The following is a 23,968-nucleotide window of genomic DNA, read 5'->3' as shown; positions in this document are numbered from 1 at the left end:
ACACGTCTTGCGTCAAACCTTAACGACAGTGCAAGTTGATACTTACACTTATCCATGTAAGAAAATTTATATATCTTATCGTACAAAATTACCCTTCCGTATAAAACGGAAGGGTTTTTCATGTGTCATGAGTTTAAAATATTGTTTATCGACCCAATTACTATTCTGGCTGTTTATCAGGCGGAGCAACAAGAAACTCAATACTTGGATTATTATCGGCAACCCATCGTAATGCCCACTCATTTGCTACTAATAACACAGGTCGGTCTTTTACGTCATACACAAACATACCTCGATCAGCACCGCGTAATGAAGCAGGTTTTACATTAGTACCATGCATCCACCTAGCAAGCTCGTACGGCAAATGATGCATAAGAATATCGACACCGTATTCGTGCTTTAATCGATATTCAAGTACATCAAACTGCAAACTGCCTACAGTACCGATAATGCAGGATTCCATCCCACCATCAGCTTGTTTGAATAATTGTACAGCTCCTTCTTGGGTCAGCTGGGTTATACCCTTAACAAATTGCTTGCGCTTCATTGTATCTTTAGCTTGCACTCGAGCAAATTGTTCCGGCGGAAACACTGGGAAATCTTCAAATACTAGGCTTTGTCCTGGTTCGCATATAGTGTCACCTATTGAGAAAACACCTGGATCAAATAAGCCGACAATATCACCAGGGAAAGCTTCATCGATAATTGTTCTATCTTGTGCTAAAAACTGCTGCGGCTGTGCCAGTTTTAGGGTTTTGCCTGACTTTTCATGAACAACAGTCATACCACGAGTAAACTTACCCGAACAAATCCGAATAAAAGCTAAACGATCGCGATGCGCTGGATTCATATTAGCCTGAATTTTAAACACAAATGCTGAAAACTTCTCATTTTTAGTTTCTACCATTCCTACCGACGACTTACGATCTGCTGGCGGTGGTGCTAACCGCAAAAATTCTTCTAAGAAATTGCGTACACCAAAGTTAGTCATAGCACTACCGAAGAACATCGGAGTGAGTTCCCCTTGGGCAACCTTTTCAAGATCAAAAGTATCTCCAGCCATATCTAATAGCTCAATATCATCACAAAGGGCCTTGTGGATATTTTCACCTAACATTTCTGCAAAAGCTGGATCGTCAACGCTTCCTAAGACCGACGGTAAAACCTTTTGTCCGCGTGACCCGGCTTCTTCAAAAAGTTCAATCTGAGCCTTTTGACGATTATAAACACCCTTGTAATCACCGTCAATACCAATAGGCCAATTCATAGGATAAGCCCTAATCTCTAGTACCTTCTCTATTTCTTCCATTAGTTCAAACGGGTTTTTCCCAAAACGATCTAGTTTGTTTACAAAAGTAAAGATAGGGATACCGCGCTGTTTACATACCTTGAATAATTTTTTAGTCTGAGCCTCGACACCCTTAGCTACGTCTATAATCATGACGGCACTATCGACCGCCATCAACGTCCGATATGTATCCTCACTAAAATCTTGGTGACCAGGGGTATCTAAAATATTTATGCGGAATCCATCATAGTCAAATTGCATAACGCTAGATGTTACTGAAATTCCACGCTGTTTCTCGATCTCCATCCAGTCCGATACTGCATGCCGCTGTGCCTTACGCGATTTAACTGAACCAGCTAAATGTATCGCACCTCCGTATAACAGTAATTTTTCAGTTAAGGTTGTTTTACCAGCATCCGGGTGAGAAATAATGGCAAAAGTCCGGCGGCGATTAATTTCCGAACTCAAATCTACTATTGACATTCTCTTCCTCCAACAAAAGTAATATTTTAGCTACAGTTCCGCTGCCTGAATGATTTTATAGTCACAAGACTACTCACTACCTAAGCGAAACCAGTTTTTTTCTGATAAAGTGATACTTTAATCAGGAACCTTGCCGCTCGCCTGTACCCTTTGGGTATTATTCCCTTATAAAAGATGGGAATTAGAGTGGCTGGTCATCGGTTATATCAAACTTTGTTTATTTTATCATATTTAGCTTAACAAGCATAATATGAATTGTAAATTTAAGATATATTATGCTCCAACAATAGCAAAATTCTCCTTTCCTTCATAGTATAACCTAGTTTGTAGAAGCAAAAGGAGGGTTTGGGATGAGTTTTTGGCCTTACAATAATGGTTGCGACTCCAATACCAGAAAGATTTGTACAATCATTATAATTATTATGCTATTCTTTTTCTTCACAGATTGTGAATGCACCGAAACTTATTAAGATACATAATGAACCACTGCCGCTTTATCTGCGCAGTGGTTCGTTATTCTATCTTAATTAATACATTTTTGTAAGAAATTAGCCACTAAAGTACTTCCCTGAGGCGTAAGGATTGACTCAGGATGAAATTGCAGGCCTTCAATTTGAAATTCTCGATGACGCAGTCCCATTATAATATTATCCTCGGTTATAGCTGTTATCTCTAGGCATTCAGGTAAGCTTTCTCTTTCGACAATAAGCGAATGATATCTTCCAGCTGCAAAATCTTGCGGCATATTACTGTAAATTCCTAAGCTATTATGCTCAATTAATGATGTTTTACCATGAATAGGTTCAGGTGCTCTAACAACTTTGCCGCCAAACACTTGCCCAATAGCCTGATGCCCTAAGCATATACCTAGAATTGGTGTTGTTCCGGCAAAATGGTTAATGACTTCTGTTGTTATACCTGCATCGTCAGGCGTCCCTGGACCGGGCGAAATTATAATTGCCGAATAGTTCTTTGCAGCAATTTCATCAATTGTAATTTGATCGTTGCGGATAACCTCAACATGATAACCAAGATTTGCTACCATTTGATAAACGTTATAAGTAAAAGAATCATAGTTATCAATTAGCAAGATCATGAGTATCCTCCTCCGCCAATACATTAAATAAGACTTTTGCTTTATGCAGAATTTCCTGATATTCCTTCTCCGGCACTGAATCAGCGACAATACCTGCTCCAGTCTGAGTAACCGCTTCATCACCATCGATAAAGATTGTTCTGATCGTTATACAGGTATCCATATTACCACTAAAGTCAATATATCCAACGGCGCCAGCATAAGGGCCACGCGGCTCATCTTCAAGTTCATTGATAATTTCCATTGCTCGAATCTTTGGCGCACCGCTTACCGTTCCAGCTGGGAAACAAGCAGCTAACGCATCTAGCGCACTATACTTAGGATCGATTTTACCGCAAACCTCAGATACCATATGCATAACATGCGAAAACTTTTCAATCTCCATTAGCCGTGTTACTTCTACCGTACCTGGCAAGCTGATTCTGCCAATATCATTACGGCCAAGATCGACCAACATTGCATGCTCTGCTTTTTCTTTTATGTCATTTAACAGTTCTTCTGCAAGCAGACTGTCTTCTTCAGCATTTTGCCCTCGAGGTCTTGTGCCAGCAATCGGATAAGTAACAACCTGTTCCTTATTCATTTTAACCAGCATTTCTGGAGATGCCCCTACCAGTTTTCGCGAGCCGAAATTAATATAAAACATGTATGGCGACGGATTAACTTGACGCAGTCTCCGATAAAGGTTAAATGGTTCCTTTGTTAGTTTTCGCCGAAACTTCTGGGATAGAACAACTTGAAATATATCTCCCGCTGCTATATATTCCTTTGCTTTTAAGACTTTTTCAATAAACGCTTTCTCAAACTGCTTAGTATCCAAAGTATCTAGCTTAATATTATTTTCCCTGCTATTTGAAGTATAGTTTATCGGCTGACGCAGTTTTCTAGCCAAAAACTCAAGTTTAGCTACCGCGGCATCATACGCATCTTTAGCACAACACTCACTATCTACTTCAACCAGATAGGCAAGCTTTGTAGTGTGAGTCAAATGGTCGATAATTAAAAGAGTCTTACACAGCATAAACTCGGCAAGTACTGTATCTTCTTTGATCTCAAGTCCCCGAATGCGTTCCCAGGATGCAACTGATTCGTAAGCAAAGTATCCTACAGCACCTCCATTCAACTGCGGTAAATCGGCTAAAATCGGCGCTGAGAAGCTTTCTAAATATTGTTTTAATGCTACAGTAGGCTTCCCTTCAATAAAGTTAACACTGGTGTCAGTTTCAATTTTAACACCATGGAGATATGCGGTAGCTATAGCAAAGGGATCTGTGCCAATAAAAGAATATCGACCAAAATTTTTGCTTGAGTCTGCGCTTTCCAGAATATAGCCTACATTATCGCCGACTAGCTTATAGTAAATCGAAACAGGTGTTTCCATATCAGTAGAAATTTCTGTATATACAGGAATTATATTATGCTTTTTAGCATACTCGCTAAACTCATTTATCCCGGGAAATACCTGCATCTCAGCTCATCCTTTCATCTAAAGTCTGGCGAATGGACTTAACTAATGTCCGAACGTCTTCTACACCTTTCTCCATCAGAGACTGCATAACCGCACTTCCAACAATTACGGCATCTGCATACTTTGCTGCTTCTTTTGCAGACTCTGGTGTACCAATGCCAAACCCAATTGCCAGCGGCACGTCAGTATACTGCCGCACAGTTTTCATGATTTCACCGATATTGCTGTAGTCAACTTTCCGTACACCTGTAACGCCAGTTGTAGATATGCAATAGATGAAGCCTCTTGCTTTGCTGCTCATACTATTTATTCGGTTCTCATTAGTAGTAGTTGCCGCAAACTGAATCAAATCTAGCCCGTTTTGACGGCATATTTCGTCTAACTCCTCAGCTTCTTCAGAAGGCAAATCAGGAACAATCAAACCATCTAGGCCAGCTTGGCGAAAGGTCTTAACAAAGTTTTCTTCGCCAAAATTCATTACACTATTCATATAGGTCATTGCCGCTAACGGAATATCGGAATGCTTTCTAATTTCGGCAACAAGCGCTGCTACCTTTGCAGCCGTTGTTCCAGACTGCAAAGCAAGCATTGCCGCTTTTTGAATAACCGGTCCGTCCGCCATAGGGTCGGAAAACGGTATCCCTAATTCAATAATATCAGCACCAGCTTCTTCAGCTGCTTTTACTGCCTGTAATGTTACTTCCAGATTCGGAGCACCTGCAGTTATATATATAATAAGACCTTTACGTCCCTCAGATTTTAAAGCCGCTAATTTATCTGCTATACGTGACAAGTTAATCCCTCCATTACTTGTGCTACCATCTGCACATCTTTATCACCACGACCGGACAAGCATACTACCACAGCCTGATCAGCTTTAGTAGTTGGCATTAAATCTTCCAAATAAGCCAGAGCATGAGAGCTTTCTAAAGCTGGTATAATGCCCTCTATTTGCGCTAAACGCTTAAATGCCGACAATGCAGCTTTATCGGTAACAGACGTGTATGTTACCCGCCCGCTGTCTTTGAAATGAGAATGTTCTGGACCTACCCCAGGATAGTCTAACCCTGCTGAAATAGAGTAGGCTGGTATAACCTGACCATCGCCATCCTGCAGCAAGTAACTCAGTGCACCATGGAGAACTCCGGGTCTGCCGCTTGTAAGAGATGCAGCATGTTCATTTGTATCAACGCCTTTTCCGGCCGCTTCAACCCCTACTTTTATGACATCATGATCATCTCTGAAAGGATAGAATATTCCCATTGCATTACTGCCGCCACCAACACAGGCTACAATATGGCTGATATTTCTTTCGGCAATTTCTTTAATCTGTTCTTTTACCTCTTGACCAATTACTGCTTGAAAGTCGCGTACAATCATTGGGTAAGGATGCGGCCCTACAACCGACCCGATAATATAATGGGTATCCTCAACATTAGTAACCCAGTAACGGATTGCCTCACTTGTAGCATCTTTTAAAGTGCCTGTTCCACTAGTCACTGGTACTACCTCTGTTCCTAGCAGCCTCATACGAAATACATTTAATGCTTGACGCTCAATATCTTCTTCACCCATAAATACTCGGCATTCTAGTCCGAATAACGCGGCAACTGTAGCACAAGCTACACCATGCTGTCCAGCCCCAGTTTCAGCGACAATACGCTTCTTTCCCATGCGGCGGGCTAACAGCGCTTGCCCGATCGCATTATTGATTTTATGAGCACCGGTATGGAGCAGATCCTCCCGTTTTAAATAAATCTTAGCTTTACCGTAGTGGGCTGTTAACTTTTCGGCAAAATACAGCCTTGTCGGCCGCCCAGCATATTCTCGAAGATAAAAGCTCAGCTCCTGCTGAAACTCCGGATCATTTTTAAGTACTTTATAGCTCTCTTCCAATTCTATTAAAGCTGGCATTACGGTCTCCGGAACATACTGACCACCGAATTTGCCGAAGCGTCCTCTATTATTTGGCATATTATTTTCCCCCTATTAATGATTTAATGCTAACTCTCGCGTCTTTTGTCCAATATCTTCTGCTTTAACTAAACCCTCGCCAACCAATATTCCGCGAACTCCAGCTTCCTTAAGTCTGCTGGCATCATTTCCCGATTTAATTCCGCTTTCACTTATAACAACACGGTCATCATGACAATCAGGAAGCAGCTCAAAGGTGTTCACAATATCGGTTTTAAAGGTCTGGAGATTCCGATTATTTATTCCGATTAATTCCGCTGGTGTTTTTAACACTCGCTGTAATTCTTCTTTAGTATGAACTTCTACCAGGCAGTCGAGCCCAACGCTCCATGCCTTATATAAATAATCTCGAAGCTGATAGTCTGTAAGAATAGCGGCTATCAGTAAGATTGCATCCGCCCCCGCTGCTCTAGCTTCATAAATTTGATACTCGTCAATTATAAAATCTTTGCGTAATATTGGCAGATCAGTCACTGCCCGAACCTTTGCGATATCAGTTATGATCCCTTTGAAATGTGGATCGGTATGCACCGATAGAGCTAATGCACCATGCTCTGTATAGGTTTTCGCAAGCTCTGGTACTGTGTAATCTTCGCACAACTGACCTTTGGCCGGAGATGCCAGCTTGCACTCTGCAATTAAGCCCCAATCATTATCTCTTAACGCCTTGCTTAAGGCAAAATTGCCTGGTTTGATTTGTTGCCGCAGAGCTTGCAGCGGTATTTGTTTTTTTGTTTCGGCAACTTCATATTCTTTTTTCGCTACAATCTTATCAAGCACTTCAACACCCCCTCTGGACCGTTCTAACCGTTTCTACAAATTCTTTTATTTTGATTAAATCCTTTACGCCATCTGTTTCTACGCCGCCCGATACATCAACACCAGTTGGCTTTAAGAGAGCTATAGCATCTTTAACGTTCTCTATCGTCAGCCCGCCAGCCGCTAAAACTGGCATCTTAATTTGACTAAGAATTTGCCTAGCTTGCTGCCAATCAAAAGTAACTCCCGTTCCTCCAGCCTGCCCTGGAATATAACTGTCGACTAGAGCAAAATTTACTCTATATTGGTTAATTATCCGGCAATCACAATCGTCTTTAAATCTAAAGGCTTTGATGATTGGAAATCTAATCTGTTCACAGTATTCAGGTGTTTCATGTCCATGCAGCTGTACGTAATCGAGCTGACACAATTCGGCAATGCTATTAACTTTTTCTATCTCTTCATCCACAAACACACCGACTTTTGCAGAGCCTCTTGACTCTTTGCTTATTAAAGCTGCTTGTTCAGGATGGATATAACGTTTACTGTTGGCAAATATAAAGCCAATCATATCAGCCCCTGCGTCGTTTGCCGCTCTTGCTGCTTCAACAGATCTAATTCCACAAACTTTTATGATAATAGTATTTCATCCTCTCTCACGCTGCTGAACTTTCTAAGCTCTATCAGTTTTGCAAGCGCTTTTCCGCTGTCAATGCTTTCAGCCGCGATATCTATACCAGCCTTGAGAGTTGCAGCCTTTCCAGATATGAATAGTGCCGCCGCAGAATTTATCAACACAATATCACGTTTGGGGCCAGGTTCGCCTTGCAGAATTTTTAATACAATCTGGGCATTCTCCTCAGGTGTTCCGCCAATATAGTCATCTATTGAATTTGCGGTAAAGCCATACTCTTCTGGATTTAGTACATAAGTGTTTAACTGTCCATCTTGGACTTCCGTAACCTGTGTTGGAGCTGCCGTTGATATTTCATCCATGCCATCAAAACTGTGAACAACCATAGCCCTATCTACACCTAAACCTATCAAAGCACCTGCAACTTTTTCGGTTAATGCTTTGTCATAAACTCCGATCAGTTGACAGCTTGCTTTTGCAGGATTTGATAATGGCCCGAGGATATTAAATACTGTCCGAAAACCTAGGTCTTTCCGAGGTTTAGCGGCATATTTCATAGCCTTGTGGAAAGTTGGAGCAAAGAGGAAGCCGACGTTGATTTCGTCTATCGCCGCTGCCGCCATCTTGGGATCTAGTTCAACATTTACCCCTAAGGCTGTTAAAACATCTGCACTGCCACAGGAACTTGAGACGCTACGGTTTCCATGTTTTGCTACCGCCAAACCAGCTCCTGCTAAAACAAAGGCTACTGTTGTCGATACGTTGAATGTGCCCTTGCTGTCTCCGCCTGTGCCGCATGTGTCTATAAGTCTATGTTGACGACATTCAATATTCTCAGCATGCTGTCGCATTGATTCGGCAAAACCAGTAATTTCGCAGCTTGTTTCACCCTTTAGTTTTAAGGCAGTTAGGAAAGCTCCTATCTGTGCTTCGCTAGCTTGGCCTGACATTATAATGTCCATAGCCTGACCGGCTTGCTCCCGGGTAAGATGCTGACCAGATATAACCTGATTAAGATATCCTTTTAACATAGTCACCCTCCTAATGTTCGTTTTAAAGTATAAAGTAAACACGTTTGCGCCGAGTCTTTGGCGAAGATGGAAGCTCTCAACTGCCTATTTATTTAAAAAATCGTATAAAAAAAACCACTTCGCCCTAGTAAGGGGCGAAATGGTCGCGGTACCACCCTAATTCGGAAATATCAGCTTCTAAAATTTGGCCGGGTAAAACAAAAAAACCACTCCACCCGTAAGGGGCGAACTGGTTCGCGATACCACCCAAATTTAGAAAGCTAATGCTTTCCCTTTTTTCAGGTACGGGACGTAATCCGATACCCTAGCCCAATAACGGTGGCAGCCGGCTCAGCCTACTCGTAATTTAATACTTTCGGGAAGCACTCACGGGTCCATTCGATATGCTCTCTAGGTCGGCCATCACACCTCCGGTCTCCCGGTCACCGACTCGCTGTTCTAAAGTGTACATATGTACTCGTCCCGCTCACAGCTTTTTACACTATCAACTTGGTTTTATTTTAATCTCCCCAATTAGTGTTGTCAATATGATTTTCTGAAATATTTTTTTGAAATTTCATAGGGAATAAACTTACGGCTGATACGATAAGCAAAACAAGATAGTGCGTTTGGTCTTTAATCCAGCTTAAAGAGACCCTTTTATTAATTTACTTTTACCTTGGAAAACTACTAAATAAGTCTAAGTATGTTATGCCATACTAAATTAGAATCAACTTTCATTCTCCACTTCGGAGGGCATATGATATTTCTAATAGTTTCAATTCTTATTTTCAATGTGACTGCCTATTTCATACCTAAACGCCTAACTAAGTTGGAGATGTATTCATCATCTTTGTTCGCATTATTATTTGCGGTAATAGCAGATAAATTCTTAGATCTTAAATATAACTTATATGGTTATTTTAAGCCTGGGCTTGAATGGCAGACTTTTGTTGTCGCTATAAGTATTTATCCATCCGCTAACATTATCTTTTTGAATTATTACCCGTACCGCACATCATTTCTAAAAAAATTAGTTTATGTTGCAGGATGGTGTGTTTTTACTGTGTTTTTTGAGTGGGCATCGATAAAATCGGGCTACTTTTACTATAATGGATGGACCTTGTGGTATTCTGCTTTATGTTATCCTTTTATTTATTTAATACTAGCATGGAATTTGAGTATAATCAGAAAGCTAAAAGAGAAAGATGCAAGTTAGATTGTATGAACCACTAAGTAGGACACGAGTGAAAAAATCAATATTCAACCTAATGATAATTATGAGTCAAGAACTGATATAATTGTCTATGCTTAATATATTTAAGGAGATAGAGTTATGGCAGAATTCTGGGAGTCAAGTTTTATAGAAAACCAAACAATGTGGGGATTTGAACCTTCCGACTCAGCAATCTTGACAAAAGACTTTTTTCTTGAAAAGAAAGTCAAAGACATATTAATACCGGGTATTGGATATGGCAGAAATGAAAAGTTTTTATTGACAACGGAATTAATGTTACAGGCATCGAAATTTCAAAAACAGCAATTAATTTGGCAAGACAAAATGGCATCGATATTAATATCTATCAAGGTTCAGTAACTGAGATGCCCTTTGATAACAAACTTTATGACGGTATATTTTGCTACGCACTTATTCACTTATTGAATGATAACGAGAGAAAGAAATTTATTAAAGATTGCTATAGTCAGTTAAAACCAAACGGATACATGATTTTTACTACTATTTCAAAAGAGGCCCCAATGTTTGGAAAGGGCAAACAACTGGGCAAAGACTATTTCGAGGTGTTGGAAGGGGTAAAAATGTTCTTTTATGATTCTGACTCGATAAAACAAGAATTTGGAAACTATGGACTGATAGAATTTTCAGAGATTGTTGAGCCGCATAAGGATATGCAGAATAAACCTCCATTTAAATTTATAATGGTAAAATGCCAAAAAGAGCTATAAGATCTCGTTAGCAGGAGTAGTCGTTGCAAGCTATGGCTAAACCTTTACCTAAGCATACAGATGCTCAGAAGCAAGATTAGTCAAAAATAGCTGCAAGGCGCTTTTCATAATGAGACTAGGCTATAATTTGAAAACTAAATTGTCTTTCTTTCCTACTAAAAAAACCTTCTAGCAAACGCTAGAAGGTTCTAATTTTTATGGAGCGGGCAACGAGATTCGAACTCGCGACCCACGGCTTGGGAATCCAAAAATGGCATTTTTACAGCATCTATTGACTACCTTTTACTCAATAAATTCAAGCATTTCTGCCTTTTATCTTTTATATACAGTCCATGAATTTCTATCCAATACATGCTGTATTGCCTTCCTATTTGCCTTCCCCCATCTCAAAAAAGAATACGCCTAAGGTGGATTAAAATTGATATTCAACGTTATTCTTTTTCAATTTTTCAATAAGGTCGACGGAAACGGGAACGTTCGTAGAAATAACTTGTCCATTTTTTAATACGCCAATCATTTTGTTGTGTTCAATTGCTACCCGTGACACCTTTTGTTCATCAACTTGTTTTAAAAATTGTGTATAGGTGACTTCCTCCTGATGTTTGTATGCATGGCTAGTATAATAATAATCTACTAGGGAAACACCAATAATCAGAATTAAGAAGCAAAGACCACCGATAAACACGGTCCTTAAAAAAGGAAAACTATGTTCTACCTTTACTTTTTGCATTAGTATCACCTCAAGTTACACCGCTTATAAGCTAGTTTAAAATTGTTTTCACCAGATTGTGGTTATTTCTATAGAACACCTTCACTTACGCCTAATTAGTAGATAGAAGCTTTCTATAATACAGTTCATTCTTGCTATTAGAATACGCCATCTCATAAAAATCAAATTGATTTCTTCCAAATTCTTTACACTTTCTTTGAATTATATCTATTATTTTTATTCTCGCTTCTTTGGGAGTTTTCATTCCAAATATAATTGCCTCGAGATCCTCAAATCTATATTCTAGCAATCTATCCTTTGGATCTTCATAAGAGTCAAGTACACTGCTTAGTATAATACGATATTCCCTTTCATGAGACCATGCTGGTAGTTTTTTTAAATAGGCACCATTGTAATTACTCCAATACTGACTTCTCCATTCAGCCTCGTGAAGAAATACTTTCTCGGCACAGATGCTCAATTCACTATCGTCGTTTTGATACCACTGTTCTCTTAATTGTTGTATAGGTAAACGCCCCAAATTCCTAAAAAAGTCTAATTCTTCAAAGTTCGCACAGTACTCAATCTGTTGTAAAGAAAAATCCTTGTATTTATAGATGTTGCCTTGCGAACTATAACCAGTTATCGCTTTTAATTTTAACAATGGTATATTCTCATCAGTTTTAAATTTTAAACAAACACCTGTATGATTAGCTCCGTAGGTTCCCCAGATAGATGAATTTAAACAGTTATCCATAAAACAGGCTACATAAGCTTTTGGATACGTTAATTCTACAATCGAATCCAAATACATTTGGGGAAACTCAATGTATATGCTTTGTATCTTCGGTGAATCCTTAACTTCTTGAAGCAACTTACTGTCCCAAGTCTTCAATACATCATGTAGTAATTCCATATACTGAATATATTGGGATTCATCCATATCTTTCCATACATTAGGAAAGGTCGAATCTATATTTCGTTGTCGCATCACTTTTAAATGTTCTTTTTCACCACTAGGTAAATAACCACTTTCAATATCTATTTTAAAAATAGAGTTTAGAGCTATACCAGATAGTATCTTAAGATGAACATAGATCTCTTCAGTATAAATTTTATTTGGATTTTCAGTAATAAATTGGATATATGCTTGCACAAAGCTATCTGCAAAAAATTGATTGTATATCTTCAGAATACGTTCTTTGTAAATTTCTGTAGGTAAATTTTCTATACTTTTATATATTGGGATATCTTTTTTAGAAATAGTTTTATTGTCATCTAATAATCTGGATATCAAAACCGCATGTTCTAAACATAGAAGATAGTGTTTCAATAAATTAATCCAAATAATTTTATCTCCCTTCCAGAAATAACGCCGAGTTCCTTCCATTGGATCGTTTAATTCATCCAAGGCTGCAAAGTAAATTTGTTGCTTCTCTAATTCTTGATATTTACCTATCAAATGTTCAATACTACGAAATCTATACATTATTTTCCACCCTTTAACATGGCAAAAAGAGTACTTAGAAATGCACTATTCACGCCATTCATATATACAGTAATTAAACTCTTTCCCATTATAGTCCGTGACGATACCCCTGTAGCCAATAATCTTAAACATCAATCGGTAAACCATTGAAATAAGATAGTTTCTTATATGCCAAAACTCCTCTTCTTTAGTGAAATCAATAATATTGCCATGTGCAAGATACGGTCTAGCATTCTGCCACACTTTTTTATGTGTTTTGGTTATCACCTTTTGCTCGATCAATATATCCATCTGTTTTGATAGAGATGGCGTATTGAGCATTGTCAATAACCCTTTGGCTCTATTTCGAATATCATCGTCGAGGTTCCACTCATCTACGTACTGAATAAGATTTTTAACTTTCATCTTATATTCATTATCTTCTTTAGACCCACTCTTTGAAGATGAAAACATTAGATTTATACAGTACTCTATATAAAGAGACAACGAAATTAAGAAGCCTTGTAACGTCCCTTTACTTGCTAAACACAACTCATAAAATCCCCTCGTTAGTTCAAGCAGTTCAAACTGTTGCGTTTCCTTACATTTAGATAAGTACGCGCAAAACGCATGCCAAAATGCATCTTCAGTTTCAGGTGTTCTACTAAAGGGTGGTAGCATTCCACTCAAAACATTTTGCGGCGTAGATTTTAAAATCACAAGAGCATCCTTTTCAAAATGCCTTATTACCATGCGTGGATGAAGCATTCGCGCTGTGACAAAAATTAAAGCTTCCATAATCCATGTCTCAACAAAGGGCGGCGTAAAGCCATCTGTATTACCAGCCTCTATATGAAGCCGGGATTTATCAAAACTCTCTCGAAATAAAATTATCGTATCTTCAAATTTAACCTCGTGATGGTCTTTTCCATAGCTGGTTGAGATAACCTCGTCACCACGTATTCTTTGTACCTTAATAGAGCCGGTAAACGGCAAATCAGGATATTCTGAGAAGACCAACTCAGTCGTGTTCCTAGTTGTGTCCCCTTTTAATTTGGTAACGCGAGTTGTCAACTGGTCAAGCTCACCTTCAATCTTTAAATACGGAGATTGATACAAAATCACCTCTGGTATCGTCCAACCACCACTCCACTCTGTTCCGTCATAAGCAAGTATTTTTAATCTACATATCTTTTCATTAGGATCGTTACTCTCTTTAAGCAGCTTAAGATAATCAAACATCTTTTTATCAACCTGAAGCTGGTTATATACCTTAAATCTTAACCGGCCATTTTTATCTCCACGGATTATCCCTGACCCCTTAAATATAGAAGGCGTAAAATCCTCAGAGCCTCGAATTTCAATATCAACACAATCTATTTCAAACTCTTTTCCGACATATTCTTTTGGAAAACTGCTCAAAAACATACCAAAACACATCCTTTTTGTTGAACATTTCCCTCAATAACATTATCGAGGTTATACTGCATTGGGCCGCATTATTTACTTACTAACATCATAAACTCTTCGCAGATCCAACTGACCCCATTTTTTACAAAGCTCATCTCGTAAAAATACACTAGAAGAACGAACCCATAGCATAATAAAAACAATAAAGGTACATCTTTTTCTGAGCTTGTAAAGGATTTGTACTTAGATTTACTTTTTCCCTCTCCTAGCGCTACCCATTCTGCTGAGAAAATAGCTACTGGCAAATATTTTTCAATAGTATTTAGAACCGCAAATTTCCCCTTATTTAATTGGCCATAGGAAACTATTAGGCTCCTCCATGAAATACATAATAACATGCCTACAATAGCTATCATGAGCGGGTATATAAAAGTATAGTTGTTCATCGGTTTAAAACCCATGATTACTCCAGAAAGTGATAATAAAGCACCGTTTGCTGTCAAAAAAAATGTATTTGTAGTCTGTCTTCTTGCAATAAGCGATTCAGACGTCTGAAGTAAAAGTTTGTACTCTTCTAAAACAACTTTTCTAACTTCGCTGTCCTCTACTATTTTCGTTGGACTTTCATTATTAAAGAGAACTTCCTCAAATCTCTTTCTATCTATCGTCGCTTGATTACATAGCACACTATCTAGCTCGGGCATCGTAATGATTGTTAGTGGATCACTTGAATCAGAAATAAAATTAGACATATCCAGTTTAACCGCATAGATTTTCTTTTTTGCTTTTTTCGCCTCTTGTAATTCCCAATCAATATTTCCACTTTTGTGTGAATGTTCTCCAACAATAAATAATATAATATCGGCTTTACTAATCTTTCTCTTTGCGAAGCATTTCCACAGAAAATCATGGTTATTCATTAGTCTATCGAAATGCAGATTATCATAGTAAGCAGTTTTTTCTTTAATTATTTTTTCAACTTCATCTTTATCGGAAAATGAATATATTAAAAAGATTCTCATACGGCTACTCCTTTATCGCTGAAAATGAATGAAACATTATAATCCTTATTCCATCCATTGTAAAAAAGCTCCTGCCAGTTCAAAATTGAACTAAACAGGAGCTTTTATGTGGAATGTTTCCCAAATTTCAACCCAACTGCTTTACAGCGTTTATCACTGAAGATGTTTGCCATTTTACAACAACATTAGCATTATCCTTGACTACTTTAGATGTACGCTCAGCACCCCATGGTTCTATAGCAATTATAGCCTTTTTACTATTAAAGCCATTTTGCGCAAGACTTATCTCTTCGTTAATCCATTTGCTATATGTAGCATACACACCAGCCAGAATAAGTATTACGCTACAACTACTCATTTGACTTTTTATGGCTTCTCTTAGTTGCCGATCGTTTGCTGCGTTATGGATAGGATCATTTTTCGGTACAGAATAATCTTTAAAAGAGAAGCTATCGTCACTCTTTAACAAATCCATAAGCTTTTCATACGCATCACTGTATGCCCAGGAATGGCTTATAAATATATTATATGTTTTAGCCAATACAATCACCTCACATAGACAACTTTTATTTCCATTATACCACTTTTTTTACAAAATTTGCTGAGTAAATTAGAGTTTAAACATTTTTTCCAGTGCTGATACGGCCGTTCCCTGCATATCAGGCATTAAGTGACTGTACGTATCTAATGTCATGTTTATAGTACTGTGTCCTAATCGTTCTGAAATAACCTTTATATTCACACCCTGACGTAATAAAAGTGTAGCATGAGTATGTCGTAAGTCATGAAAACTGAATTTTGTATCCAGTTCGGCCTGCGCCAACATTTTCTTAAAGTATCTTGTAGTGAAATTAGATGTATCGACAGGCTTACCCCATGTGTTTGTAAATAATAGCTTATACTGATTTTCAAACTTGTCTCCGAGTAAGTTAGCATAACAAGCCTGTTTATTTTGATATTTTTCTAGGGCATTTATCACTTGATCCATAACCGGAATTTTTCGCCGTGATCCTTTCGTTTTAGGATCTTCAAAAATCATACCTTTTGTATTTGAAGACACCAAGGCTCTTTGTACGTAAATAGTTTTTGTTACGAAGTTTATATCGCTCCACTTTAATCCAAATACTTCACCTAATCTCATACCCGTTGACAAAGCAACTGAAACTACCATATATGCCATTGCCTTATGATACTCATGATCGGGAGTATTTTTCTTTCGCTGCTTTACACCAAAATAAAAATACTCCCCCTCTCTGGCAACGGCAATCAGTTTATTTGCCTGTTCTTCCGTAAATGGTTTTATCTCATCCTTTACTAAGCGTGGAGGTGTAGTTGCCTTAACTACATTCCTTGAAAGAACACCAACCTGTATGGCTTTATCTAATGCCATACTGAGGTAACGTCTTGTAGCTCGTACTGTAGAAGTAGATAGCCCAGTTCCTTCTCTGCCTCCATTCAATAATAAATCATTGAGTACCTTTTGCACGTCGGGCGCCTTAATTTTTGCGATGCTAATATGACCAAGCCTCGGCTGTATGTAACTATTCAGGCAGGACTGATATTTCTCAAAAGACTTTATACGGACATTAGGTTTTATATAGTCTGTCAACCAACTCTCAAGCCACCCCCCTAATGTTATTTTATCTACATTCGGCAATAAGCCATCTTCGTTATCTTGTAGAAACTTCTTCCCCCTTTTGGATACTTCTTTTTGGGTCTTCCCAGTCAAAAGTTTTCTTTTTGTTTCACCAGTTGAAGGATCAATGTAAGTAAATTGTCCCTCCCATCGGTTACGCTTTTTATTTTCATAAATCGTCCCCTCACCAAAAGCTCGCTTTTTCGGCAAGCTTAACACCTCCGTTTGCATGCAGCCAATAGCTAAATTAAGCCTGCAGCAGTTTTTTTGCTTGGCCCAAAAGCAACACAGGCGCGGAGCACAGTCAAGGGATCGTGGAATAATAGGGGGAGGCCCGGAGGGGGTTCCTGTTATGCCGCGAAAGCCCTTGCCGAAGCAAGCACCTGTGGTATCATCGAGCTAGCAAAAAAAACTTTTTAATTGTTACCTACTAAATCGCAATTCGTTTACTAAATCTCGTTTAACTCTCGGAATCCTTTGTATTTGCTTAAAATGGTCAAACTCATTAGCATGTAATTTTTTCTCTTTAGAGCTTACTCTTGAAAAATTTACCGAACTAAGTTTATTAGCGAAGTTTTGGACTTGCTTTTCAATTTTTGTACTATCATCGACATATATTTTTACTTCATGTCGAGCTCTTGAGATATCCACATAGTACGCGTTACGATTATTAAGATTATTTTGACTCGAGTCTAAATTAATGAAAGCTCTATCCACTGTAATCCCTTGAGCTTTATGGGCAGTCATCGCATAACCGTAGTCAAGCTTGCTATATTGTTCAAAATGTACGGTTATCGGTTTCTCGCCGGATTGAACTACTACAGAATTGATTCCCATAGCTTTTATAACACCAGCCTGACCATTTCTAACTCCTAATTTATAGTCATTTTGCAAGAAGATCACTTTATCCCCAGTTGAAAACGCTCGCTTCTCAACATTGTCTGCCGCATCCGTAACAGAATACTCTCTACCGAGTACCAAATTCCCCATCTTCACTAATTCATCTCTAACAGCTTTGTTGATTTCCTTACGATCCTTGTTTGCAGCAGTAAGAATAACCGTATTTTTCTGCTCTTCTGGAGATAGTCTGGTATAATCACTTACTATTGCTTTTATACGGGCAGACCGTTTTTTAATTACTTTTATATCTTTTTCAAGAAGCTTTAATGATTTACTTAAATCACCATGAACAGCCTCTTTCACAGCTCGCAGCAATTCTGGATTCTCCTGTCTACGTATTTCGTCAAGAGTCACAGTATTGATCTTTTTCTTTTCAGTTAGTACTGAAAACGCATTTCCTATACCGACTGGTAAAAGCTGCTGCCGATCCCCCACCAAAATTACTTTTGCCTGTTTGATTTTTGCAGCTTCCATGATGGCTCTCATAGTATTATTATCAACCATACTCGCCTCATCAACAATCCAAGCTTCTTTTGTATTACCTGGCCTTAGACCACTAAAATCCCATTCCGCTTTGATTGGCTTATCTATATCCGTTTTCTGCTGTCCTGCCTCTTTTTCTAATTGATTTAAAAAAGCATGAATGGTCTTACTTGGTATTTGCGCATCGGTTTCAAGTCCTTGAGAGGCCTTACCAGTGAAGCATGCGCCTTTGACAATATACCCGCTACATTCCAGCACCTCACGTGCATAATTCAGCATATGGGTCTTCCCAGTTCCCGCTAATCCTTGTACTGCAATGTACTGATCTTTACTGGCAGCAATATGTATAACAGCCTGCCGTTGCTGTTCCGATAGCGATGTTTGATCCGCCTTTAGTAATTTATTTAAATAACTATCAGCCTCTGTGGTTGGTATTGCGTTTATAGTATTTTTACCACTGATAACCTCTTGGAAAATTTCCTTTTCAATTCGCAAATTTTTAGGAGTAGTGTAATATGTTTCACCCTTTATCGTCTCAAGGGAAACGATTTTACTACTCGCTTTTTGTAGAAGTAATTCATAATCTTCTTCTGATATCGCAGTTCCCACACCAGCCGCTAAGGCTGCTTTTTTCATATCTTTATCACTAAACGCAAAGTTTTTATTTGATATTCTATCAATTGCCTCCAGAAAGACCTGTTCCTTTTGCTCTAAATTGACCTGAATTGATTGATCTGACTTCTCAATTGAGCTGACACCCATTTCACTAAGTGTTTCCCTCCATGATTGACTTAACATCACTATATTTTTATGTTCTTTGGCCTTACGAGTCATAATTGCGGCTTTACTAGCTGCTTCCGGGGTATGATTACCCCATTCTTTCATTTTCTGAACAATTTCTTCTCGACGAGTACTAAACTGAGCAATTACTTCTTGTGGAACGCCTTTCAGATCAAAAAATCCTTTCTCCGAATCAGTTACATCGACCTCATATCCTCTTTGCAGTAACTCTCCAGCTAATATGTTGCGATAGATCTGCCCGTATAGGATTTTATTTTTATATAAGTCGGGATTATCTATCGCATAATATTTTTCGTCATATCTTGTTTTATTTAGAATCACTGCATGGGTATGGAGCTGAGGATCAGAGTTTCTACTGACATAGTGGTTGAAACAACCGACAATCATATTACCCGTTTTTATATGTTGAGTGTTTCCGTTTCTTGTTACCCTTGTTCCGATCTCCTTTTGTTCAATCTTTGTTAGGGTTTTTTGAACTGCAAAGTTATGTGCATCAATCATATCTTGGCGATAGTTCTCATGGAGAACCATCGCCAATGAAACACTTTTCGGTGCACTAAAACAAAGATCAATACCTGCTCGTTCTTTATGCTCACAAACAAAATGGTTAAAATCTTCCTTAACCAGCGAATCTGTTAACTGTAATTCTTCCTTTAACATTCCTTGCCATCGATCATCATCACCCATTCGAGCATAATATCCGTCTTTCTGATAATAAGAACCGGCTTGAGTCGCTCCCACATTACTGATTGATAACATAACTGCTGCCCTATATTTTGAGCCTTGCATAATCTTCTTTAGACGTAACCGAGACTTGGGGTCCTAACCTAGTGGTAAAATCGTCAAAATTCCTCATAATAAAACTGTTTTGCCGTTCACGATAAAAGATGGGGGGTATCTCGATTTTCGCGATTCCGAACCCCGCAATATTCATTAATGCATGCAGATCCGCTAATGACTGAAATTCTGTAGGCAGAAAGGCTCTTTCTGTTTTTTCTTGTTCATTGATACTCTTACGATCACCCATTTCTCCCGGACTCATTTGTTGCGAGTAGGATGTTTTTACTGTTTGCTGTTCTCCGATTGCTTTTGATAAAAACTCCGCAGTCTCTGGCTCTCGAATCCGAAATGTAAAAGTCGTATTAAAGTTGTTATAGAACGATTTTAGATTTGCACGTCCGTACTGCTCCTCTATTCTGCCTAAATCCTGATTTGCACATATTAGGCAAGCTCCCTTTGATCGCCCTACAGTCTCCAGTTTGATGATAGAATCCATACGGTTCAAGGTGCCAAGCTCATCAATAATAAAGAAGATTCGTCTGTCCAGCTTATCAGGCATCGATAAAACTTCTCGGCACATCATGTCAATGACCAATGTCATTAGCGGTCTAAAAATACTTGAATACTGCTCAATATTCAAGATAAATAAATTTTGTAGAATTTCTTGATCCTCTCGTATATATTTTCTAAATGAAAAAGCGCCATCAAGATCGACTAGGTATCTAAAAAACTGGATACGCTCTTGTAGGATTGAAATAATGGAAGCAGATGCAGGGCTGTCCGATTTATCGATGTGCTTTAGTGCTCCCTGTTCACTTATAGGCAAAGTTTTGAAGGCTGCTTGGATGTTTGCTAAAGGCTGTGAGAAAAAGTTCCATAAATCAGCGTTCGATATTGTCCCATTTAGTTTTAAATAAATTAACCCAGTTCTAAATACGTCTGCAGCGCAGTTATACCAATAACTGTCTTTTGCCTCTGAAGTAGCAAATATACTTCTCGATAACACATCATAATCTGGCTGTATTTCGAGTTCATTAAATATGTTCCACTTTAAAGAACGGGAGTCGAATGGAGAGAAAATAAGATCTTTAGATTGAAACTGCTTGGACACAAATTCACCTTTTAAATCATAAAAGATACACTTATCTTTACGCCTATGGGCTTTTGTTCGCGCATTAATTTGAGCTATTAACTGATTTAATAAAACGCCCTTCCCACTACCACTAGTTCCTAAAATTAATATATGTTTCGACTCCATTTCAAAAGGTAAAACTGTCTCATCAATTTTGAGAACGCTTAAGGGATTTTTCTCCGCCTCGCGTGATAATTTTTTGTTTAAATATGAAAGAGGCATAATCGTTGTACCTCTGATAAACCGCTCCTCCCTCTTGCTCTTTGCCGTTGATATGAATATGGAAATATATAAAATTGAAAATGCATAGCAGGTAAATGACAATTCGGCTTTTTGAATTACATCATTTCGGTAATATGCATATGTATTATCACTTACATAGTCAGCAACACCGCGATAGTATTGTAATGGTAGTTCAGTCCACCCTTTAGAATAAGGTAATAGCTCACTTTCAATTTTAATGTTTTTAGAAAAAACTCCCGAAAATCCAGTATAGTATTTGAAAGCAACCGAAAGCGGTATTTTTATGTTTGTCCCAGTTATATATGTATCATCTAACCTTCCAACGACATCATGGATTACATACCCCATAAGCAATATCTGCATTACTAAACCAACTAGAAAAGCGCGTGAAAACAGCTTGCCGTACATTTTTATATCCGAAAGAAAGCTTTCGTGGGTCTGGTATCCCTTCATGTTATTCCCTCCCAAATCTATTATCAGCATCTTCTACGCATTCCTGATAATACTTCATAATTTGATCCTGACTCTTTAACTGTTCTGCTCCAATTAGTAGCATGAGTTGAGTCATAACTAATTGGGTTTTCATTATCCGGGTTAAGCGCTTCCCAATAGTTCCATTATCATCATCGCTTTTATCTGAATACCCCGTAAAAGCTGCTTCTAGCAGATATGCAGACAATGATTTTTGACTCAACTCAGCTAGGCGTTTTAACTTGTTTTTTTGAGCCACCGAAAGATATACTCTTATTTCTTCGTTCTTGATTTTTGCTTTTGGCATACTTTCGCCCCTTTAGTGTAAGGATGTTAAAAACTCATGATTTTACTACATTATGGCCAATAGTGTACTAATGAGAACGGCGGCTAAACGGCTTCTAAAATCTCACGCCGTGCTAGATTTTAGATAGAAATTGCAAAATTGCGTCAGGTGTGATACTTCCGACCGCTAGGGAGGAAGTATCGAGTAATATATATTGTAGATAATTATATCGCCTGAAAACCCGACCGCCTGATAGTCCGTCACTCGGCGAACTATTGTTTTGGCTGGTCGTAAACTATATATTTAGATCCAACTAACTTTCCATTCTCTCGAATATAAACTTTAACTAAATAGCCAGCTTTCAGAAGTTCTTGGACCGCTTTTCTGGTTGAGTCTCTTCCATTTCTCGAGCGGGAAATTATATCAGACATTCTAATCTCCCAACCATGTGCAAATGAGAGAAGCAAACATAATAATCCTTTAGCCGCCAAACTTAGACTTCGACATTCTTGGAGCGGCCAAACCGGAATTACGCAGTTAATGTTTTTGCGCCTAATTTCAAACGTTTGATGGCTCATAACTATTCACCAAAATTAAAAGCCTGCCAACAACTCAGATGATTTCTCATCTTGTTGTCTGGCAGGCTTTTCCGCACACATCCAGATATTGTATTTTGTTTCGTTTTCTTTTGGGTTTACCATTTTTCCCTATTACAAAAGTTGTTAATCTTTTTTTAATACTATTCTGTTGATCCATTTACTTTACTCCTTCTGACAACATTTTTTCTATGCTGGATGCTGGCACAAGGATTCTTTTTCCAAACCTCAAGACATTAATTTTTTCCTCTTTAACAAGCGCATAGAGATATGCTTTAGAAATTTTCCCGTTGAACACCAATTCTCTCACTTCCGATAAATCGTAAACCTGTCTTTTTGTTTCCATTTTCCATCTCTCCTTTGTTTTTTTTATTTTTTCTGTTAAACTTAAATGGAATGGTCGAGAATAGAGATATTATTCTCCTTACTCTTTTAGTTCTGCTAAGCAGAACCAGTTCCACTTGCTTTAATTATAGTTCTGCTTAACAGAACTTTCAAGGGGTTTTTTTATGATTTCAGATTTATTTTCTTCTCGTCTAAAAGGATTAAGAACTTCACGCGAATTAACCTTAGAACAGCTCGGTAAAAGCGTTAATATGAAAAAAAACTCATTGAGCAGTATAGAAAACGGTAAAGAACACATTAGTTTTGACGCTTCCTTACGCATTGCCAATTATTTTGGTGTTTCACTGGATTATTTGACCGGTAGAAGTGATAATCCACGATATGAAGACTTCGTTGATAAAGCTGAAGCATTTCTTTTAGAAGAGCTTGAAAAACTTGCAGCATTGGGGAATACTGCTACTTTTGACAGCGAAGAAGAACTTTTGGGTGCTATAGGTCGTGCAAAATTAGAGTTTTATAAGTTTCATTCTTCCAAATATCAATCGCCCTTAGCTCGCTTAGAAATAATTTTCGGCACTCGCCAAATTTTAAATGAAAGCTTAAATCCAAAAACAATTGACGTTCGAATAGTAATTCCTAAATATTTTAGAAAAGCCAGCATATTTACGCCTATAGAGTTTTTGAGAGAGAGAGGCCTCTTACCGCAAAAAGTCCTAGCTCCAGATTTAACTCCATATAAAAAACCTTTTTTAAATGTACTTTTAGAGAAATGCGATGAACTTGAAGAAAAGTATTTAGGGCAAAATAATTCGTGATTATCCGCCCAGAATCTAAACCTATAGCGTAATTGCCTTCGCAACGAGAAAAGCCTTCCAAGCAAATTGAACTGAACCCTTGCGAATAGACACGATTAAGAAGCCCTGTCGCAGGATTATATGAAATTACGCATGCTGACGCCGTTTTTCAAGTGGCGTCAGCTTTGTTTTTAGCTGAATACGTTCGTGATTGT

At 38.3% G+C, this 23,968-nt stretch carries 24 protein-coding genes and 1 other annotated feature; of the genes, 4 read left to right on the top strand and 20 right to left on the bottom strand.

Annotated features, from left to right (window positions below; translation table 11 throughout):
* Positions 1-160 precede the first annotated feature (160 nt).
* The 8 genes from V6C17_RS14205 to trpD form a co-directional block, all read right to left on the bottom strand.
* On the bottom strand, positions 161-1,771 hold the full coding sequence (locus V6C17_RS14205) for a peptide chain release factor 3 (protein ID WP_333523234.1): 1,611 nt from the start codon (positions 1,769-1,771) through the stop codon (positions 161-163).
* Positions 1,772-2,294: 523 nt separating this feature from the next.
* Entirely contained in the window at positions 2,295-2,867 is a 573-nt protein-coding gene (locus tag V6C17_RS14200) for an anthranilate synthase component II (RefSeq protein WP_333523233.1), read from the bottom strand.
* Entirely contained in the window at positions 2,851-4,335 is a 1,485-nt protein-coding gene (gene trpE / locus V6C17_RS14195; protein WP_333523232.1) for an anthranilate synthase component I, read from the bottom strand. The genes V6C17_RS14200 and trpE overlap by 17 nt, the downstream gene beginning before the upstream one ends.
* Position 4,336: 1 nt before the next feature.
* Positions 4,337-5,128, bottom strand: coding sequence for a tryptophan synthase subunit alpha (gene trpA, locus V6C17_RS14190; protein WP_333523231.1), 792 nt, complete (start codon positions 5,126-5,128; stop codon positions 4,337-4,339).
* Positions 5,116-6,309, bottom strand: a complete 1,194-nt coding sequence (trpB, locus tag V6C17_RS14185; protein WP_333523230.1) for a tryptophan synthase subunit beta — start codon at positions 6,307-6,309, stop codon at positions 5,116-5,118. The genes trpA and trpB overlap by 13 nt, the downstream gene beginning before the upstream one ends.
* A 15-nt stretch (positions 6,310-6,324) precedes the next feature.
* Positions 6,325-7,089 carry an indole-3-glycerol phosphate synthase TrpC gene (gene trpC / locus V6C17_RS14180; RefSeq protein ID WP_333523228.1) on the bottom strand — a complete coding sequence of 255 codons (765 nt, stop codon included), beginning with the start codon at positions 7,087-7,089 and terminating at the stop codon, positions 6,325-6,327.
* Position 7,090: 1 nt separating this feature from the next.
* On the bottom strand, positions 7,091-7,687 hold the full coding sequence (locus tag V6C17_RS14175) for a phosphoribosylanthranilate isomerase (RefSeq protein ID WP_333523382.1): 597 nt from the start codon (positions 7,685-7,687) through the stop codon (positions 7,091-7,093).
* Between the two features lie 11 nt (positions 7,688-7,698).
* The gene (gene trpD, locus V6C17_RS14170) at positions 7,699-8,733 is read right to left on the bottom strand and encodes an anthranilate phosphoribosyltransferase (protein ID WP_333523227.1); all 1,035 of its coding nucleotides are present in this window, start codon (positions 8,731-8,733) and stop codon (positions 7,699-7,701) included.
* Positions 8,734-8,950: 217 nt separating this feature from the next.
* Positions 8,951-9,212 (bottom strand) — a binding site (T-box leader).
* Positions 9,213-9,472: 260 nt separating this feature from the next.
* Here trpD and V6C17_RS14165 point away from each other — a divergent pair.
* The 3 genes from V6C17_RS14165 to V6C17_RS14155 all read left to right on the top strand — a co-directional run bounded on the left by V6C17_RS14165 (position 9,473) and on the right by V6C17_RS14155 (position 10,677).
* Positions 9,473-9,931 (top strand): CBO0543 family protein, encoded by a 459-nt coding sequence (locus V6C17_RS14165; RefSeq protein ID WP_333523226.1) that lies wholly within the window; start codon positions 9,473-9,475, stop codon positions 9,929-9,931.
* A gap of 117 nt (positions 9,932-10,048) precedes the next feature.
* The gene (locus V6C17_RS14160) at positions 10,049-10,309 is read left to right on the top strand and encodes a hypothetical protein (RefSeq protein ID WP_333523225.1); all 261 of its coding nucleotides are present in this window, start codon (positions 10,049-10,051) and stop codon (positions 10,307-10,309) included.
* Positions 10,261-10,677: a class I SAM-dependent methyltransferase gene (locus tag V6C17_RS14155; RefSeq protein WP_333523224.1), complete on the top strand. Its 417-nt coding sequence runs from the start codon at positions 10,261-10,263 to the stop codon at positions 10,675-10,677. The genes V6C17_RS14160 and V6C17_RS14155 overlap by 49 nt, the downstream gene beginning before the upstream one ends.
* A gap of 412 nt (positions 10,678-11,089) precedes the next feature.
* On the opposite strand, the gene V6C17_RS14150 is transcribed toward V6C17_RS14155, so the two are convergent.
* From V6C17_RS14150 to V6C17_RS14095, 12 genes are all read right to left on the bottom strand, one after another.
* On the bottom strand, positions 11,090-11,407 hold the full coding sequence (locus V6C17_RS14150) for an ATP-dependent metallopeptidase FtsH/Yme1/Tma family protein (protein WP_333523223.1): 318 nt from the start codon (positions 11,405-11,407) through the stop codon (positions 11,090-11,092).
* 91 nt (positions 11,408-11,498) lie between these two features.
* The gene (locus V6C17_RS14145) at positions 11,499-12,875 is read right to left on the bottom strand and encodes a DUF2971 domain-containing protein (RefSeq protein WP_333523222.1); all 1,377 of its coding nucleotides are present in this window, start codon (positions 12,873-12,875) and stop codon (positions 11,499-11,501) included.
* A gap of 45 nt (positions 12,876-12,920) precedes the next feature.
* On the bottom strand, positions 12,921-14,282 hold the full coding sequence (locus V6C17_RS14140; RefSeq protein ID WP_333523221.1) for a hypothetical protein: 1,362 nt from the start codon (positions 14,280-14,282) through the stop codon (positions 12,921-12,923).
* A 71-nt stretch (positions 14,283-14,353) separates the two neighbouring features.
* On the bottom strand, positions 14,354-15,286 hold the full coding sequence (locus V6C17_RS14135; protein ID WP_333523220.1) for a RipA family octameric membrane protein: 933 nt from the start codon (positions 15,284-15,286) through the stop codon (positions 14,354-14,356).
* 127 nt (positions 15,287-15,413) lie between these two features.
* Positions 15,414-15,827: a TIR domain-containing protein gene (locus V6C17_RS14130; protein WP_333523219.1), complete on the bottom strand. Its 414-nt coding sequence runs from the start codon at positions 15,825-15,827 to the stop codon at positions 15,414-15,416.
* Positions 15,828-15,896: 69 nt separating this feature from the next.
* Positions 15,897-17,132 (bottom strand): tyrosine-type recombinase/integrase, encoded by a 1,236-nt coding sequence (locus V6C17_RS14125; RefSeq protein ID WP_333523218.1) that lies wholly within the window; start codon positions 17,130-17,132, stop codon positions 15,897-15,899.
* Positions 17,133-17,345: 213 nt separating this feature from the next.
* The gene (gene mobF / locus V6C17_RS14120; protein ID WP_333523217.1) at positions 17,346-19,865 is read right to left on the bottom strand and encodes a MobF family relaxase; all 2,520 of its coding nucleotides are present in this window, start codon (positions 19,863-19,865) and stop codon (positions 17,346-17,348) included.
* 10 nt (positions 19,866-19,875) lie between these two features.
* A complete protein-coding gene (locus tag V6C17_RS14115; RefSeq protein WP_333523216.1) occupies positions 19,876-21,714 on the bottom strand; it encodes a type IV secretion system DNA-binding domain-containing protein in 1,839 nt (612 codons plus the stop codon).
* Position 21,715: 1 nt separating this feature from the next.
* Complete coding sequence (locus V6C17_RS14110) at positions 21,716-22,039, bottom strand: hypothetical protein (RefSeq protein WP_333523215.1); 324 nt, start codon at positions 22,037-22,039, stop codon at positions 21,716-21,718.
* Positions 22,040-22,290: 251 nt separating this feature from the next.
* Entirely contained in the window at positions 22,291-22,596 is a 306-nt protein-coding gene (locus V6C17_RS14105) for a helix-turn-helix domain-containing protein (protein ID WP_333523214.1), read from the bottom strand.
* 46 nt (positions 22,597-22,642) lie between these two features.
* Positions 22,643-22,774 (bottom strand): hypothetical protein, encoded by a 132-nt coding sequence (locus V6C17_RS14100; RefSeq protein ID WP_333523213.1) that lies wholly within the window; start codon positions 22,772-22,774, stop codon positions 22,643-22,645.
* Positions 22,775-22,960, bottom strand: coding sequence for a hypothetical protein (locus V6C17_RS14095; protein WP_333523212.1), 186 nt, complete (start codon positions 22,958-22,960; stop codon positions 22,775-22,777).
* A gap of 163 nt (positions 22,961-23,123) precedes the next feature.
* Between V6C17_RS14095 and V6C17_RS14090 the strand changes: the two genes are divergently transcribed.
* Entirely contained in the window at positions 23,124-23,774 is a 651-nt protein-coding gene (locus V6C17_RS14090; protein WP_333523211.1) for a helix-turn-helix domain-containing protein, read from the top strand.
* The last annotated feature ends 194 nt before the right edge of the window (positions 23,775-23,968 follow it).

Origin of the sequence: Dendrosporobacter sp. 1207_IL3150, from assembly GCF_036763085.1 — a bacterium.
GTDB lineage: Bacteria > Bacillota > Negativicutes > DSM-1736 > Dendrosporobacteraceae > JBAIYU01.
The sequence above is the reverse complement of the archived record's forward strand: the minus strand, read 5'-3'. Positions and strand labels throughout refer to the sequence as shown.